Annotated in this window: 14 protein-coding genes; 7 read left to right on the forward strand and 7 right to left on the reverse strand. The window is 67.1% G+C overall.

Annotated elements, in window-relative coordinates; translation table 11 throughout:
- Nucleotides 1-3 precede the first annotated feature (3 nt).
- The 3 genes from K1T73_RS04165 to K1T73_RS04175 form a co-directional block, all read right to left on the reverse strand.
- Nucleotides 4-1,092 (reverse strand): ABC transporter ATP-binding protein, encoded by a 1,089-nt coding sequence (locus tag K1T73_RS04165; RefSeq protein WP_259400439.1) that lies wholly within the window; start codon nucleotides 1,090-1,092, stop codon nucleotides 4-6.
- A gap of 74 nt (nucleotides 1,093-1,166) precedes the next feature.
- Complete coding sequence (locus K1T73_RS04170; RefSeq protein WP_220602726.1) at nucleotides 1,167-2,207, reverse strand: ABC transporter substrate-binding protein; 1,041 nt, start codon at nucleotides 2,205-2,207, stop codon at nucleotides 1,167-1,169.
- A 100-nt stretch (nucleotides 2,208-2,307) separates the two neighbouring features.
- Nucleotides 2,308-3,687 carry an FAD-binding oxidoreductase gene (locus K1T73_RS04175; RefSeq protein ID WP_259400440.1) on the reverse strand — a complete coding sequence of 460 codons (1,380 nt, stop codon included), beginning with the start codon at nucleotides 3,685-3,687 and terminating at the stop codon, nucleotides 2,308-2,310.
- Nucleotides 3,688-3,809: 122 nt separating this feature from the next.
- Between K1T73_RS04175 and K1T73_RS04180 the strand changes: the two genes are divergently transcribed.
- On the forward strand, nucleotides 3,810-4,766 hold the full coding sequence (locus K1T73_RS04180; RefSeq protein ID WP_259400441.1) for a LysR family transcriptional regulator: 957 nt from the start codon (nucleotides 3,810-3,812) through the stop codon (nucleotides 4,764-4,766).
- A gap of 15 nt (nucleotides 4,767-4,781) precedes the next feature.
- On the opposite strand, the gene K1T73_RS04185 is transcribed toward K1T73_RS04180, so the two are convergent.
- Together K1T73_RS04185 and K1T73_RS04190 are read right to left on the reverse strand one after the other, a co-directional pair.
- Complete coding sequence (locus K1T73_RS04185) at nucleotides 4,782-5,867, reverse strand: CaiB/BaiF CoA-transferase family protein (RefSeq protein ID WP_220602728.1); 1,086 nt, start codon at nucleotides 5,865-5,867, stop codon at nucleotides 4,782-4,784.
- 173 nt (nucleotides 5,868-6,040) lie between these two features.
- Nucleotides 6,041-7,024, reverse strand: coding sequence for a DMT family transporter (locus tag K1T73_RS04190; protein WP_220602729.1), 984 nt, complete (start codon nucleotides 7,022-7,024; stop codon nucleotides 6,041-6,043).
- A 157-nt stretch (nucleotides 7,025-7,181) separates the two neighbouring features.
- On the opposite strand from K1T73_RS04190, the gene K1T73_RS04195 reads away from it, so the two are divergent.
- Nucleotides 7,182-7,685, forward strand: coding sequence for a CoxG family protein (locus K1T73_RS04195; RefSeq protein WP_220602730.1), 504 nt, complete (start codon nucleotides 7,182-7,184; stop codon nucleotides 7,683-7,685).
- Nucleotides 7,686-7,871: 186 nt separating this feature from the next.
- Here the strand turns inward: K1T73_RS04195 and K1T73_RS04200 are convergent, their stop codons facing one another.
- A complete protein-coding gene (locus K1T73_RS04200) occupies nucleotides 7,872-9,662 on the reverse strand; it encodes a serine protease (protein WP_259400442.1) in 1,791 nt (596 codons plus the stop codon).
- 113 nt (nucleotides 9,663-9,775) lie between these two features.
- Nucleotides 9,776-10,552, reverse strand: a complete 777-nt coding sequence (locus K1T73_RS04205) for a hypothetical protein (protein ID WP_220602731.1) — start codon at nucleotides 10,550-10,552, stop codon at nucleotides 9,776-9,778.
- Nucleotides 10,553-10,641: 89 nt separating this feature from the next.
- On the opposite strand from K1T73_RS04205, the gene K1T73_RS04210 reads away from it, so the two are divergent.
- The 5 genes from K1T73_RS04210 (at nucleotide 10,642) to glyS (ending at nucleotide 15,967) form a co-directional block, all read left to right on the forward strand.
- On the forward strand, nucleotides 10,642-11,247 hold the full coding sequence (locus K1T73_RS04210) for a MarR family winged helix-turn-helix transcriptional regulator (RefSeq protein WP_259400443.1): 606 nt from the start codon (nucleotides 10,642-10,644) through the stop codon (nucleotides 11,245-11,247).
- 132 nt (nucleotides 11,248-11,379) lie between these two features.
- Nucleotides 11,380-12,309: a glycine--tRNA ligase subunit alpha gene (locus K1T73_RS04215; RefSeq protein WP_220602732.1), complete on the forward strand. Its 930-nt coding sequence runs from the start codon at nucleotides 11,380-11,382 to the stop codon at nucleotides 12,307-12,309.
- Nucleotides 12,309-12,833, forward strand: coding sequence for a DUF6446 family protein (locus tag K1T73_RS04220; RefSeq protein ID WP_220602733.1), 525 nt, complete (start codon nucleotides 12,309-12,311; stop codon nucleotides 12,831-12,833). Before K1T73_RS04215 ends, K1T73_RS04220 begins: the two co-directional genes overlap by 1 nt.
- 68 nt (nucleotides 12,834-12,901) lie before the next feature.
- Complete coding sequence (locus K1T73_RS04225; RefSeq protein ID WP_220602734.1) at nucleotides 12,902-13,750, forward strand: DUF1206 domain-containing protein; 849 nt, start codon at nucleotides 12,902-12,904, stop codon at nucleotides 13,748-13,750.
- 153 nt (nucleotides 13,751-13,903) lie between these two features.
- Nucleotides 13,904-15,967, forward strand: a complete 2,064-nt coding sequence (glyS, locus tag K1T73_RS04230) for a glycine--tRNA ligase subunit beta (protein ID WP_409077744.1) — start codon at nucleotides 13,904-13,906, stop codon at nucleotides 15,965-15,967.
- The last annotated feature ends 104 nt before the right edge of the window (nucleotides 15,968-16,071 follow it).

Here is a 16,071-nt window from a genome sequence, read left to right on the forward strand (position 1 = left end):
CGCTCAGCCCTCCTCGTCGGCGATGATCACCGTATCCGCGGGCGCGAGGCCAAGCCGCACGTCGTCTCCGGCCTTTGGCAGATTGGCGAATGTATCCGCGCGGGTTGCCCCGCGGACTGCGATCTCCGAGCCGTCGCCCAGCACCGCGTAGAGCAGGTAGCTTTCGCCTTGGTATACCACCTCGGTCACGCGCGCTTCGAAGATGTTGTCGCCGCCCGTGGCTTCGCCGTCGATCAGGTGCACGCGTTCCGGGCGCAGCATCAGCGCGAGGTTGCGGGCGTCGGGCACCGGCTGCGTGGTGGTAAGCGGCACGTGCGCGGCCATGAGCGCATCACCTTCGCGCGTCACCGGAAGGAAGTTCGAATCACCGATGAAGTCGGCCACGAACTTGCTCGCGGGCTGATCATAGAGTTCTTGAGGGGTGGCCAGTTGCATGATGCGCCCATGATTGACCACTGCGATGCGGTCGGACATGGTGAGCGCTTCGCGCTGGTCGTGGGTCACGTAGACGGTCGTCATGCCGAGTTGATCGTGAAGGTGCCGTAACTCGATCTGCATCCGGTCCCTTAGCTTCTTGTCGAGTGCCGAGAGCGGTTCGTCCATCAGCAGGATGCGCGGCTCGAACACGATGGAGCGCGCGAGCGCCACGCGCTGCTTCTGGCCGCCCGAAAGCTCGGTGATGCGGCGAGTGCCATAGCCGCCGAGCTGTACGGTTTCGAGCGCGCGCTCGACGCGGTCGGCTGTGTCGGATTTGGACATGCCGCGCAGGCGCAGCGGGTAGCCCACGTTGCCCGCGACGGTCATGTGCGGGAAAAGCGCGTAGTTCTGGAACACCATGCCCACGCCGCGAAGATGCGGAGGCGTGCGGATCATCTCGTCGCCCCCGAACTTCAGGCTGCCGCGATCGGGACGCGTGAAACCGGCAAGCACCATGAGCAGCGTAGTCTTGCCCGATCCCGAGGGGCCGAGCAGGGTCAGAAACTCACCGCTATTCACGTCGAGTGACACGTCATCGAGCGCGTGCACGCTGCCGTAGGTCTTGGTCACGTTGCGCACCGCGATGGGCAGCGCGTCACTTATCTTGCCGGTCACGTCATCGTCCCCGTTCTTTGTGTCCGCGGGCGCGAGAGACGCCCGCGGCGAGGTTCGCCGCTTCGTGTGGCGAATTACTCGGTCAGCATTTCCTGGTACATCTCCGCCGCCGTGGTTTCCCACTCGGCATACCAATCAAGCGAGATAGGCAGTTGTTTCTCGGCGTTCTCGGGCGATGAAGGCAGACCTGCCGCCACCTCCTCGCTGATCTCGCCGGTTTCGTAGGCTGCCTTGTTCGTGGGGCCGTAGGTGATGTATTTCGGCAGGTCGTCTTGGTACTCCGGCTTGGAAATCTCGGCGAGGAATTCCATCGCCGTATCCTTGTTCGGCGCACCCTTCGGGATTGCGAAACAATCATAGTCGAGCAGTGCCTGGTTGAAGCTGTAGTCCACCTTGGCGCCGTCAGCGCGGGCGTTGTCGAACCGTCCGTTCCAGCCGGTCGTCATGTCGACCTCGCCGTCCTTCATCAACTGCGCATGCTGGGCGCCGGAGGTCCAGAAGACGTTGATATGGGGCTTCAACTCGCGGATCTTGTCGATGGCCCGCGCGATGCCCTCCTCGGAGGAGAGAACCTCGTAGACCTCCTCCATCGGCACCCCATCGGCCATCAGAGCCGGTTCGAGCGCGCCCGATACCTTCCCGCGATAGGCCCGACTGCCCGGGAATTTCTCGACATCCCAGAAATCGGCCCAGCTTTGCGGCACCTCCTCGCCGTAGGTATCGGTGTTCCATGCGTAGACGACCGAGAATACGTCGCCGCCCACGCAGTAGTCGGAATAGAGCGAGGGATAGAAATTCGACACGTCGATCACGTCATAATCGAGCTTCTCGAGCAACCCCTCCTCTGCCGCTCGCGCCGCCGAGCCAGAGCCACTGACCACCACGTCGAGCGTGACCTCACCGGTGCTCACCTGAAGCCGCACATCGGACATGCCGCCATAAGTAACTTCCTTCACCGCAATCCCGGTGTTCTCTTCGGCGGGCTGGAACAGCGCTTTCGACTGCGCTTCCTGGTATGCGCCGCCCCAAGATGCGACGGTGATTTCCTTGTCGGCGGCGAGAGCCGTGCTCCCCATGAACCCTGCCATGAGACCAAGTGTCAGCATATGTTTCATCGTTTCGTTCCTCCTCTGTTATCTCGGCCCCTCGAAGGGGGGCGCTTGCTGTCGCCGTGGAATGCACCGGACGGCTGGCGACGGGGCCGTCGAGCGTTCGTCATGATTGGGCGCCGGGGAACGCGCCGCGTTGGGGGTGGGGCGCGGTCGAAGCAGCGCGGCGATGCTGCATCCGGTCGTGCCAACGATACCATTTCACCATCGGCGGCAGGAACCACGGCGTTCCGGTGTAGAGTGGTCGGGTGGGAAAGGGCAGGTCGTCAAAGGCCGTGCGCCCCTCGGCCAGTCCCAGCACCTTCTGGCCGAGACGCATCCCGAGATAGGAGGCCATCGAAACACCCGAGCCGCAATATCCCATCGCGTAATGAACGCCCTCATGCTGCCCCACATGAGCCAGTTCGTCGAAGGTATAGGCGACTGTCCCCATCCAGGAATGCGACACGCGATAGCCGTTCAACTCGGGAAAGATCCGGCACATGTCGTCGTAAAGCCGGGGGCCGCTGACGGCGGGATCGGTCTCGCCCGCCGAGACGCGCCCGCCGAAGATCACGCGGCTGCGGTCGGGCGAGGCACGGAAGTAATACACCACCTTGCAGGTGTCGCTGGCGATGCGGTCTTTCGGAAAGAGGGCATCGATGAGGTCGCGCGGTAGCGTTTCGGTCGCGATCACGTAGCTCCCGATGGGGATCACCCGGCGACGCAGCCAAGGTGTCGGAGCTCCGGTATACCCATTCGTGGCCACGATCACGTCGCGCGCGCGTACCATGCCCTGCTCCGTCGTCACCTCGAACCCGTCGCGATGACGCACGATTTGCGTGACGGCGCAATGCCCGATCACCTCGACATCCTCCTGCCGCGCGCTGTGCAGGAGGCCGCCGTGATACCGTGCCGGATGGAGCGAAGCGTGGCGTGGGAAAACCACGCCGCCATGATAGAGATCGCTGCCCAGCTCGCACCGCTGTTCGGTGCGGGGCACGGGACGCGCTTCTATCCCCTCCTCGCGTTCCAGGCGCTCGGCATCGCGGGCGAGGTCTTCGTAGCTTCGGGCGCTATGGGCTGCGTGGAAACGTCCGACGCGGCGGAAATCGCACACGATCCCGAGTGCGCGGATGCGTTCCTCGATCCATTCGAGGGCTGTTTCGCCTTCGGCCCGGATCGCGCGGGCGCGCGCCGCGCCATGCTTGGCCGCGAGCTTCGCGAGCGAGGGCTTGATGCTGGTGCTGATCTGGCCTCCGTTGCGCGTGCTGCATCCGGCGCCGGGCGCCTCGGCGTCGAGCACGAGGGTGCTGCGCCCGCCCCGCGCGGTTTCGATGGCGGCGTTGAGACCGGTATAGCCCGACCCGACGACGAGCACGTCCACCGCCTTTGGCAGATCGGTCGCATCGGGGCCCGGATCTTCGAGGCCGTCGAGCCAGTAGGGCCGCCGTGACCAGTCCTCTGTCATGATGTCCGTCGCCGCCGGTCGGGTCGCGTCCCACATGCCGTTCCCCCTGGATGCCCGAAACACAAGGCCGGCTGATCGTAGGAAACTCCCTTTGATTAAGCAATTGAATGTCATTAATGAATATATTCGATCTGTTAATACAGTTGATCGGAAAGACGGTGCGACTCACCCTTCGGCAACTCGAGGTTTTCAATGCCCTGTTCGACGCAGGTTCGGTCTCGCGGGCGGCGGACCGGCTCAACCTGTCGCAGCCTGCCGTCAGCGTGGCGTTGGGCAAGCTTGAGGTCGATATCGGGTTTCGGCTCTTTCACCGGGACCGGGGCTTCTTTGCTCCCACGAGCGAGGCCTTGCTGCTGCGCGACGAGGTGCAGCAGGGGGTTGCGGCGCTCGCGCGCGTGGAAGAGCGGGCGCGCGAAATCAGGAAGGGCGGCGTGGGCAGCATCATCGTGGCGAGCAACGGCGCAATGGCCTACAGTCTTCTGCCGCGCGTCATGGCGGAGTTCCAGCGCGATCACCCGGAAACGCGGATCGAGCTTCGGGTGCACAGTTCGCGTCGGGTCGCCGCATGGGTCGGAAGCCGCCAGATCGACATCGGCCTCATCGACGCGCCGGTCCCGGCGGCCGGGCTCGAGGCGGAGCTGGTGCAGATGGCCTGCGTCGTCATCATGCGCGCCGACGATCCGCTTGCCGCATGCAAGGAGGTTGGGCCCAGCAACATCGCGGAGCGTGCCTTCATCGCGGTGACTGGCGATCATCAGGTGGACCGGCAGGTGGCGCATCTGATGGCGCAGCACGGGGCGGAACTGAGTTACCGCGCCTCGAGCTATTTCTACGCGATCGGCCGCGCGCTCGTCGCGGCGGGGGGCGGTATCGCGATCATCGACCCGGTGAACGGCACCGCCGAGTTGGGTGACGGCGTGGTGGCCCGTCCGTTCCGGCCGACCGTGGTGCATGACCTCGCCGTGATCCGACCCAAGGGGCAGCCCATGGGCCTTGCCGCCGAACGGTTCCATGCGCGGCTGCGCGCGGCGTTGACGCCCTACCGGATGGGCGGGGGTGCGGGGCAGGCGCTTGATGCGGGGCTGCGTGGCGCGGCGACGCCATCTTGGAGTTAAGTTACTGGTATAAGATCATAAAAGACCACGATCCCGGAGTTCCGCGAGAATGACCGCGCGGTCCTGTCCCCGCGCCGGAGGCTTGCGGATCTTCGCGCGTCGTCCGTCGAAACGGGGGGCTGGCGCGGGTTGAAGCGGGTCGCTCTGCCAGATGCGGCGGGCGGCGTTGTGGGTGTCCTGCGCGGCTTCGGAGGGGCTGAGCACCGGGGCGGCGCAGGTGTCGGTGTCCGACAGGAGCGCGGCCCAGTGATCGCGGGGTTCGTCCGCGAAGATGCAGGCGAGCCGCGCGGTCTGAGCAGGCCAGAGCACGGGGTCGTTCTGGCTTTGCATCTCGGGGTCGTCGCCGAGGCCGAGCGCGTCGAGGAAGGCGCGGTAGAACTTGGGCTCGATGGCCTGGACGGCGATGTAGCCGCCGCAGGCGCAGACATAGCTGCGCGACCAATGTGGCCCGTCCAGGAGACCCGCGCCGCGTTTCTCGGGGATGTGACCGGCTTCGGATATGGCCATCAGGAGGCCCATGAGATGCGCGGACCCATCGACGATCGCCGCGTCGACCACCGTGCCCCGGCCGGTTTTGAGTGCAGATATATACCCTGCCAGAAGCCCCGCCACCAGATATAGTGCCCCACCGCCGACGTCGCCGAGCAGCGAGGGCGGGGGGAAGGGCGGCTCGCCCGGTGGCGAGGCGAACCAGAGCGCGCCGGAGCTGGCCAGGTAGGTGAAATCGTGGCCCGCCTGGTGCGCCTTCGGCCCGTCCTGTCCCCAGCCGGTCATCCGGCCGTAGACGAGGGCGGGGTTCAGGGCGTGCATCGGTTCGGGCCCGAGGCCCAGCCGTTCCATGACGCCGGGCCGGAAACCCTCGATCAGCATATCCGCCTCGGAAATCAAGGCCTTGGCAACCTCGAGGTCGTCCGTATCCTTGAGGTCGAGCAGGATCGAACGCTTGCCGCGGTCGATGAGGCTCGGATCGGCGGTCAGGGCGTCGGGCTTGTTCGGGCGGTGCACGACCACCACCTCGGCGCCCAGGTCGGCAAGCATCATGGCGGCGAAGGGGCCGGGGCCCAGTCCCTCGATCTCGACGACGCGCACTCCGTTCAGCATGTCCATTCTCCCTGGCGACTCAGCAATGGTTAACGGGCCGACCCCCACGTCGGTATCCACGTCGGTATCCATGTCGGTATCGCGTCGGTAACTCGCGCGGGATCGAAATGTAAACGCACCGCGCGCAGGTTCGCGACCGAACGGGTCGAAATGCCCCGCTCGTTCCCGCCACGCTACATCCGCTTCTGCGTGCGTCGCGCCGCCGCGACCGGCCGCCCGAGCTGGCGCTCGCGGAGGAAGACGAAGAGGCCCGAGGCGAGGATGAGGGCGATGCCGGTGGCGGTCACGAGGTCGGGCAGATCCCCGAAGATCACCCAGCCCCAGAAGATCGCGAGCGGCAGGCCGGTATACTCGAACGGCGCCACGGTCGCGGCGTTGGACATGCGATAGGCCGCGGACATGCAGTAGCCAACGACCCCCGCCACGAGTCCGAGAACCACGAAGAGCCAGAGGTCGCCGTCCACCGGCCAGGTCCAGGCGCGGAAGAGGAACTGCATGCTGGGGCTGTCGAACTGCGTGGCATAGCGGCCATCGCCCGCCACCAGCCAGAAGAGCCCGCCTACCACGAGGAACATCCCTTGCAGGTAGACGGCAAGGGCCGAGGCGCGGCTCGTCACGCCGAGCTTGCGGGTGAGGAGCTGTGTCGTGGCGTAGGCGAAGGCCCCGACGATCGGCAGGAGGTAGACGAAGAGCGGCGCGTCGCGCTCGGCCCCACCGGCCCAGGGGCGGGTGACGATGATCACGCCAATGAGCCCCACGATCACCGCGCCGATGCGGTAGGGGCCGACCTTCTCGCCCAGGAAGGGAATGCTGAGCAACGTGATGAGCAGTGGCGAGATGAAGAAGATCGCCGTGGTCTCGGCAAGGCTCAGCGCGGCGAGGGCGGTGAAGAAGGACATGTTGGCCACCACGATCATCAGCCCGCGCAGGATGTGCAGGCCGGGCCGCGCCGTGCGCAGGATCGACCAGCCGCCTTCGAACTGCACGATGGTGAGCGAGAAGCAGATGCCGATGGCCGAGCGGACGAAGACCATCTGGTGCAGGGGATAGCCGCCCGAAAGGAACTTGATGACGGTGTCGTTCACGGAAATGGCCGTGATCCCGATCAGCATGAAGGCGATGCCGAGGGCGGGGTTGGGTTGGCTCTGCGAGGACATGGGTGCGATCCTTTCGCGCGCCACATTACGCGGTTTTCCCGCGGCGAACAGAGGGCAGGCACGGGCCGGATCGAAACCTGCGCGCCGGCATCGCGCGTTGCGCGCGGGGCGCGGTTGCGGCTAGACTTCGCGCAGCACCGCAGGAAGGAGCCATCCCATGAAGATGACAGGTGAACGCGAGATCGCCGCCCCGCGCGAGACCGTCTGGGCCGCGCTTCTGAGCGAGGAGGTCCTCAAGGAATGCGTGCCGGGTGCCGAGGAGGTGAGCGGCACGCCCGAGGACGGCTTCGATGCCGTGGTCATGCAGAAGGTGGGGCCGGTCAAGGCCACGTTTCGCGGTCGCGTGATCCTGTCGGACATGGTGGAGCCGGAAAGCCTGACCCTGACCGGAGAGGGGAAAGGCGGCGCAGCGGGCTTCGCCAAGGGTGGCGCGGACGTGACCCTCGAGGAGGTCGAGGGCGGCACGCGCCTTGTCTACGACGTGGAGGCGAAGGTGGGTGGCAAGCTCGCTCAGCTTGGCAGCCGGATCGTGGACGGGTTCGCCAAGAAGATGGCGGACCAGTTCTTTTCCCGGCTGGAGGAGGTCATCGAGGGTCCGAAACCCGAGGATGACGACGAGGTGGCCGAGAAGAAGGGCTGGCTGAAAAAGCTCATCAGCTGATCCCCGCGAAGGTGAAGATCATCGCGAATTTTATTCGCGCCGCGGCGGACGATGCGCGCGGATGCCGGAAGGTGATGGGGGCTTTGCCCCCGACCGCCAAAGCCCGGCGGGCTTTGGCGGCCTCCCCCAGGATATTTGGAGCAGGAGAAGCAGGCCCGAACCTCTGCCCGCGGTCGCCGGGACGGATCACTCCCAGCAGCTTACCAGCACGGTCATGCGCCGGGCGCGTTCGGCAAGCGCGTCGGGCGTGAGCGTGGTGCGCTCGGATGTCGTGACGGGGGTGAGACCCGCGCCGCGGAGCGCGGTGGAGATCGCCTCGGCGTCGGCGGCGAGGCTCACGCCATCGGGAAGCTGGCGGCCCGTGTCGGGAGGCGGCAGCAGCATTCCGACGACGCCGCCGGCGGTATCGAGGACCGGTCCGCCCGCGTCGCCCTCGAGCGCGGCGAGCGCGAGGCGGGCCATCGTCTCCTCGCCCGCGAGGCCGCGCAGGTCGGCAAGCGTGCCATGGGTGATGGACGGGGCGCCGAGGACGCCGCCGAAGGAGTAGCCCGCGACCGCGATGTCGGAGTTGAGGCGCGGCGGTTCGGCCTGGAGCCGCGCGACGCCCATGGGCGCGAGACGCGCCTGCGGCTTGAGGATCGCGATGCCGGTCGCCTCGTCGCGGGTCAGCACCTCGGCGCGCTGATCGTCCTCGAGCGTGATATGGCCGCACCCCTCGACCGCGCGCGCGGTGGTCACGACCGTGCCCGCGCTGTCGGCGAAGAAGCCCGAGAGGGCGCGGATCGGGCGGCGGATCTCGAGCCCCGAGACGAGGTCGATGTCCTGCTCGGCATTGCTTCCGGCCGCGGGGTCGAGCACGCCGTCGATGCGCCGGAAGCTCTCCTGCATCTCGGCGAGGAGGCGGGTGCGGCGGTCTTCGTCGCCCGCGGGCCAGACGAGGGTGAAGCCCTTGATCCGTCCGTTCTCGAGCGAGGCGACGGTGTGCGAGACCGTCGTCGCGCTTTCGCCGATGAGCACGAAGCTCCGGTCCTTGCGTTCGCGCGGGCCGTCGACGGGGACGATACGGAGCGTCTGCATGATGTCGTAGAGGCCGAAGAGCGTGTCCTGGTCGCCTTCCTGGCTGATGAGCAGCACCTTGGCCGGGATGTCGCCCGTGGCTTCGTAATGGGCGAAGGGCGGTTCGAGCCGCGAGAAGGCGACGACGCCCAGGGGCAGCTTGATCTCGATGCCCGTGCGGGGATCGGAGACGAGGCGCAGGTCGAGGCCCTCGAGCACGGCGTTGTATTGCCGCAGAAGCTCGGCCCGCTGGCGGGTGGTGAGGATGCCGGTGACCTCATACCCGTTGACCTCCTGCCAGGCGGCCATGGAGCGGCGGGTGCCGGGGCCGAAGGCGGCGTCGATGCGCCCCTGGTAGAACCCCGCCCATTGCAGCGCGACCTGCAGATCGGCGCGGTCCTCGCGGGTAAGCTCGCGCTCGGAGGCGCGCGCCTCGCGCGGGGTTTCGTCGGCGGGCTCGGGGTCGGGTTCCGGGTCCGGGAGGGTGGCCGTTTCGGTGCCGGTTTCATCGAGTTCGGGCTCGGGCTCGGCGGGGAAGGGTGCGGCGGCCGACCCCTGGAGGTCGGCGAGCACGGTGCTGCCCACCGGCCAGATCTGGCGGGCGTAGTCGGAGCTTTCGGCGATGTAGCTGTCGCGGGGAATGCGGCCTTCGGCGCGCAAAACGCGCAGGACCTGCTCGGCATCCTCGGGGCGATAGGGGCCGAGCGCGACGGCATACCAGTTCGCATTGAGCTGGAAGCCGTTCACGTCCTGCAACTGTGCCGCGCGGCGGCGCAGCGCCTCGTTGACCTGGGCGAGGCTGGGCTGCGCCTCGATCTGGACCCAGACGAGGTCCTCGTCGGACCCTTGTGCCGCCGACATGCCGGCCATCGCGACCACGGCCATGATGGCCGCGGCCAAGTTACGCATCACCAATTTCATGCCTGTCCCCGTGCCCCTGGTTCGAAATGTCGCACCGTTCTAGCAAAACGCGCGGATGATGCATCCGAAATCTCGCTTTCGTGCGGTGTTGGGGCCGGGGTGAGGCCTTCGGGTCAGTCGATCTTGCCGGGCAGCGACAGGTTGCCGGAGGCCACGTCGAAGATGTCGGTGACGCAGAGAAGCGGGGCATGCACGCTTTCGTTGACGCGCAGCGCGCTCGTCACGCCGTCATAAGAGGCGCCCTGCAACGGGGCGGTATCGGCGAAACCGACATGAACCACGATCTCGGGCCCGTCGAAGACCGGCGTGAACCCCGGCGAATCGATGAAGATGGGCAGGCCGGGCCAGGTGGCGGGAAGGCGCGGCGTCTCGCCCTCTGGGATGTCGCGCACTCCGAGCGCGCCGTCGCCGCACCCTTCGGTCGGGGTCAGCACGACCCAGTGCGAATGCCATTTCGCCCCGTCATTGCCGAGATCGCCGTCGCCGTCCTCGTCGAATAGCGGCGTGTCGTCGAAATCGGGATGCGACGTGGCGGCGAGGGCGAGGATCCCGGTGCCGCCCTCGAACCCCACGGTGGCGGGGTCGAGGGAGGTGGGCCAGACATAGGACAGGACGGGCGCGCCGCCCAGCTGTCCGGCGGGCTCGGGTATCTCGGTCCCTGCGTCGCCCGCGGTGGTCATGTGGAAGGTGACGGTGCGCCCGGAGCGGTGCACATGCGCCGCCACGATGTCGAAGGGCGCGAGAATGGCATCGTCGGTATCCGAAAGGACCGCATCGGGGCGATCGCTGGCGCGGACAGCCTCGGTTTCGCCCGCCTGAAGCGGGCCGGCGAGGGTGCCCGAGGCGAGCGCAAGCGCGAGGGGCAAGGTGGATCTGAGCGAAGTGGTCATGGCGGGTCTCCCTGTTTCGAGTTGTATCGCCATTATAGTAGCGAGTCGATACTATTGGCAAGCCCGTTTCGACTCGCTATGATGTGCCCATGACCGAAGACCCGTCCGAGCCCCCGACCGACCCCATGCGTCCAGACGCCCTTGACGATCACCTGCGCGAGCTTCTTTCGCGGCTATCGCGCGTCGTGGCGAGCGAGGGGTGGGGCGGCGATCTCAACCCGGTGCAGCGTGCCACGCTGGCCTATCTCGTGCGGGCCAACCGGTTTTCCCGCGCGCCCAGCCAGGTCGCGGATTACCTGCTGGCGACGCGGGGGACCGTGTCGCAAACATTGAAGGCGCTGGCGCGCAAGGGACTGGTCGAAGAGCGCCGATCCGACAGCGACCGGAGGTCGATCCGCTATGACGTGACGGCGGCGGGGCGGGAACTGGCCCACCAAGCGAGCGACCTCGATGCCGCCATCGCCGCATTGCCCGCGCAGCGGAAGGCCGCGCTGGCCGGGGGCCTGGGTGATCTGCTGCGCGGCACGCTCGATCAGCGCGGCGCGCGGCCCTTCGGGATCTGTCGCACCTGCCGGCATCACCGGCCCGAGGCGGGGCCGGAGGGCGGCGCGTGGTGCGCGTTGCTCGACGTTGCGCTTTCGCCGCCCGACCGCGACCGCATCTGTCACGAACACGCCCCGAGGGATGCCGCGTGAGCGCGCCGGGGCGGGGAGCCGGGGAGTCGCGGCAGGGCGGCGATGCGAAGAGCGCACTCTCCTGCCACGACCGAATTGACCGCCCGCGCCCGGCGCCGTAAGCAGGGCGCGCAAATTGGGGGCCCGGACACCATGGACGAGAGCATCGCGAAACCGCGCAGTTTCCAGGAGATCATCCTGCGGCTTCAGGCCTACTGGGCCGGGCAGGGCTGTGCGGTGATGCAACCCTATGACATGGAAGTGGGCGCGGGCACGTTTCACCCGGCCACGACGCTGCGCTCGCTGGGACCGCGCGCCTGGGCCGCGGCCTACGTGCAGCCGTCGCGGCGTCCCACGGACGGGCGCTATGGCGAGAACCCGAACCGGCTTCAGCACTACTACCAGTATCAGGTCCTTATCAAACCAAGCCCGCCCGATCTCCAGGCGCTCTATCTCGGCTCGCTGGGGGCGATCGGGATCGACATGGAGCTGCACGACATCCGCTTCGTCGAGGACGACTGGGAAAGCCCCACCCTGGGCGCATGGGGTCTGGGCTGGGAGGTCTGGTGCGACGGCATGGAGGTGAGCCAGTTCACCTATTTCCAGCAGGTCGGCGGGCATGACTGCCATCCCGTCTCGGGCGAGCTGACCTACGGGCTCGAGCGGCTGGCCATGTATGTGCTGGGTGTCGATCACGTCATGGACATGCCCTTCAACGATCCTGCGGCGCCGATCCCGCTGACATATGGCGACGTGTTCCGCCAGACCGAGGAGGAATACGCGCGCTGGAACTTCGACGTGGCCGATACCGAGGTGCTGCTTCGGCATTTCGAGGAGGCCGAGGCCGAGTGCGAGGCGATCCTCGCGGCCGAGGACGTGGATCCCAAGACCGGCAAGCGCATCGTCATGGCCCATCCCGCCTATGACCAGTGCATCAAGGCGAGCCACATCTTCAACCTGCTCGACGCCCGCGGCGTGATCAGCGTGACCGAGCGGCAGGCCTATATCGGGCGCGTCCGGGCGCTCGCCAAGCAATGCGCGGACGCGTTCGTGCGGACCGAGGCGGGCGGGCAGGCGGCCTGATGGGAAAATTCCTCGCGCTTCTCATCCTCGCGTCCGCGCTCATCGCGGGGGGAGGGATGTATTATCTTCAGGTCCATCACTTCTACGAGGAGGTGGAGCCCGAGCCGGGGCGGGCCGTGGAGATGACGTCGCTGGTGACGGGGGAGGTCGAACCTGTTCTCTACGACGACTTCCGCGCCATCGACGCCGATAGCAGCCCGATCCGGTATCGCGCCTGTTTCACCACGACGATGAGCCACGCGATGCTGACCGAGACATACGAGCCCTATGACGGGGCGGTGCCGCTGACGGCGCCGGCGTGGTTCGACTGTTTCGACGCCGAGGCGCTGGGCGCCGCGCTGGAAAGCGGCGAGGCGCTGGCCTTCCTGGGCGAGCGCGACGTGCTCTACGGCATCGACCGCGTGGTGGCGATCCACGAGGACGGGCGCGGCTTTGCATGGCACCAGATCAACCGCTGTGGCGAGGTGGTCTTCGACGGTCAGCCCGCGCCCGAGGGCTGCCCGGAGCCGCCGGGCGGATATTGAGCGCGCGCACCCGGTCGGGAACCCGGACGGCCCCGTGGCGCTTGGCTTCCTGACAAGGGAGCGAGATCATGCAGAACAAGGCACCCGATTGGGTCATGTGGGTCATGCGTGCCGGATACGGCGCGCGGGGGGTCGTCTATCTCATCGTGGGAGCGCTGGCGCTGGCCGCCGTGTGGTGGGGCGGGCAGGCGCAGGGCACGAAGAACGCGGTGGCCGATCTCAAGGCGCTCTGGTTCGGCGACGCGCTGCTGGTGCTGATCGGGCTGGGCCTCGTGGCCTACATGGTCTGGCGGCTGATCGACGCGGCGATGGACCTCGAAGCCTACGGGCATGACGCGGAAGGGATCGCGGCGCGCTGCGGGCAGGTGATCACCGGCCTTCTGCACGGGGCGATCGGCATTTCCATCGCGGCGATGGCCTTCGGCGGCGACAGCGGCCAGGGCGAAAGCGGTGTCGAGACCTGGACCGCGAAGGTCATGGCGCTCCCCTATGGCGGCTGGATCGTGATGGCGGCGGGCGCGGGGGTGATCGGCGCGGGCATCTACTATGCCCAGAAGGGCCTGCGCGAGACCTACAAGCGCGACATCCGCGTGACCGAGACGGCGCGCAAGCTCGAATGGGTGATCAAGACCGGATACGTGGCCGAGGGCGTCGTGGTGGCGATCATCGGCGGCTTTCTCTTCTATGCCGGGGTGCGGGCCGATCCGGACCAGGCGGGCGGTGTCGGACAGGCGCTGGGCTGGGTCCGGGGGCAGAGCTATGGCGGTATCCTCTTTGCCATGCTCGCGGTCGGGCTCCTGTGCTTCTCGGTGACGAACTTCGCGCAAGCCGCCTTCCGCGTCGTGCCGCGCCATGACGGCGACGATGTCGAGACGCTGGCCGACAAGGCCCGTGCCGAGGTGGCGAAGCACACCTGAAGTGCCGGGCGCAGATTGCCCGCCCTGCGGGCTGGACGCCACGGGTAGGGGCGGTTATCCAAACGCCAAACTTCGCCCCGGACGGGGCCGGCTTTGGATGGTGACATGCCCGACCTTCTGATCGAACTCTTCTCCGAGGAAATCCCGGCACGAATGCAGGCGCGCGCGGCCGACGATCTCAAGCGGATGATGACGGACGGGCTGGTCGAGGCGGGGCTCACCTATGCCGGGGCGGCGGCATTCGCCACACCGCGGCGCCTGACGCTCGCGGTCGAGGGGATGACGGATGCCTCGCCCACCCTGCGCGAAGAGCGCAAGGGACCGCGCGTGGACGCGCCGGAGAAGGCGATCGAGGGGTTCTGCCGCGGCGCGGGTGTCAGCCGTGACGCGCTGGAGATCCGCGACGAGAAGAAGGGGCAGGTTTATTTCGCGACCGTGACGACGCCAGGCCGGCCGGCCGCCGAGATCGTGGCCGAGGTGCTGGAGCGCACGATCCGCAATTTCCCCTGGCCCAAGTCGATGCGCTGGGGCGCCGGATCCCTACGCTGGGTTCGGCCCTTGCACCGTGTTCTCTGCATCCTCACCGACGAGGCGGGCGAGGCGTCGGTCGTGCCCCTCGAGGTGGACGGCATCCGCGCGGGCGACGAGACCGAGGGGCATCGCTTCATGGCGCCGGGCGCCTTCGCGGTCAGCGAGTTCGACGACTATGCCGCGAAGCTCAAGCGCGCGAAGGTGGTCCTCGACCCGGCGGAGCGCATGGACGCGATCCGGCAGGAGGCGCGCAACCTTGCCTTCGCGTCGGGCATGGAGCTTGTCGAGGACGAAGGGCTTCTGCGCGAGGTGGCGGGGCTGGTGGAATGGCCCGTGCCGCTCATGGGGCGGATCGACGACGAGTTTCTCGACCTGCCGCCCGAGGTTCTCATCACCTCGATGAAGGAGCATCAGAAATTCTTCTCGGTGAAAAACCCCAAGACGGGCCGGGTGGAGCGGTTCGTGACCGTGGCCAACCGCGAGACGGCGGACGAGGGCGCGACGATCCTTGCCGGGAACCAGAAGGTGCTTTCGGCGCGGCTTTCGGATGCGAAGTTCTTCTGGGAGAACGACCTGCGCGTGGCGAAGGAGGGCGGCGAGGCGTGGCTCGCGTCGCTCGCGGACGTGACCTTCCACCGCAAGCTGGGATCACAGGCCGAACGGGTCGAGCGTATCGCGGCGCTGGCGCGGGAGCTGGCGCCGGTGGTGGGGGCGGATGCGGACCTGGCCGAGCAGGCCGCGCGCTGGGCCAAGGCGGATTTGTCCTCGGAGATGGTCTACGAGTTTCCCGAGTTGCAGGGGTTGATGGGCCGCTACTACGCGCAGGCCGCGGGGTTGCCCGACGCGGTGGCGGCGGCGGCGGAGGAGCATTATTCACCGCTCGGACCCGGAGATGGCGTCCCGAGCGCGCCCGTGTCGGTGGCCGTGGCGCTGGCGGACAAGCTCGATATGCTGACGGGGTTCTGGGCGATCGACGAGAAGCCTACGGGGTCGAAGGATCCGTTCGCGCTGCGCCGAGCGGCGCTGGGGGTTATTCGGTTGGTGGTGGAGAATAATCTGACGCTTGCGCTGTTTCCCGCAATTGATCTTGGCCTAACAGCAAACAAGTTCAAAAGACCGGTCAAAGGCGATCCTGATGACTATGCTGGATTGGACGTTGATTTAAATCTTCTTCACTTCTTCCACGACCGCCTCAAGGTGCATCTTCGCGACCGGGGCATCCGCCACGACGTGATCGACGCCTGCATCGCGATGGAGGGCAGTGACGACCTCGCGCTGGTGGTGAAGCGGGCGGAGGCGCTTTCGGATTTCCTCAAGACCGACGATGGCGAGAACCTGTTGCAGGGGTTCAAGCGGGCGAACAACATCCTCACGCAGGCCGAGGAGAAGGACGGTGTGGAATACTCGTTCGGGGCCGATCCGAAATTTGCCGAGACGAACGAGGAGCGCGCGCTGTTCGATGCGCTGGACAAGGCCGAGCCGGAGATTGCAAAGGCGCTCGGGTCCGAGGATTTCGCGGGGGCGATGGGGGCGCTGGCCGGGCTGCGCGCGCCTATCGATGCGTTCTTCGAAGCGGTGCAGGTCAACACCGACAAGGAGGTCGTGCGGCGCAACCGGCTCAACCTTCTGAGCCGTATTCGCGGGCTGTGCCTGTCGGTAGCGGATCTCTCGCGCGTCGAGGGTTAGCGGACCGCGCGTTGCCGGGAGACGGAGTTTGCGAAATCCCCTCCCGGAAAATTGCATGTTTCCGGCCATCCAGGCGGAATCGCGTCCTTGCCTTGTGACCGATC

It is taken from the genome of Roseovarius sp. SCSIO 43702, from assembly GCF_019599045.1.
Lineage (GTDB): Bacteria > Pseudomonadota > Alphaproteobacteria > Rhodobacterales > Rhodobacteraceae > Roseovarius.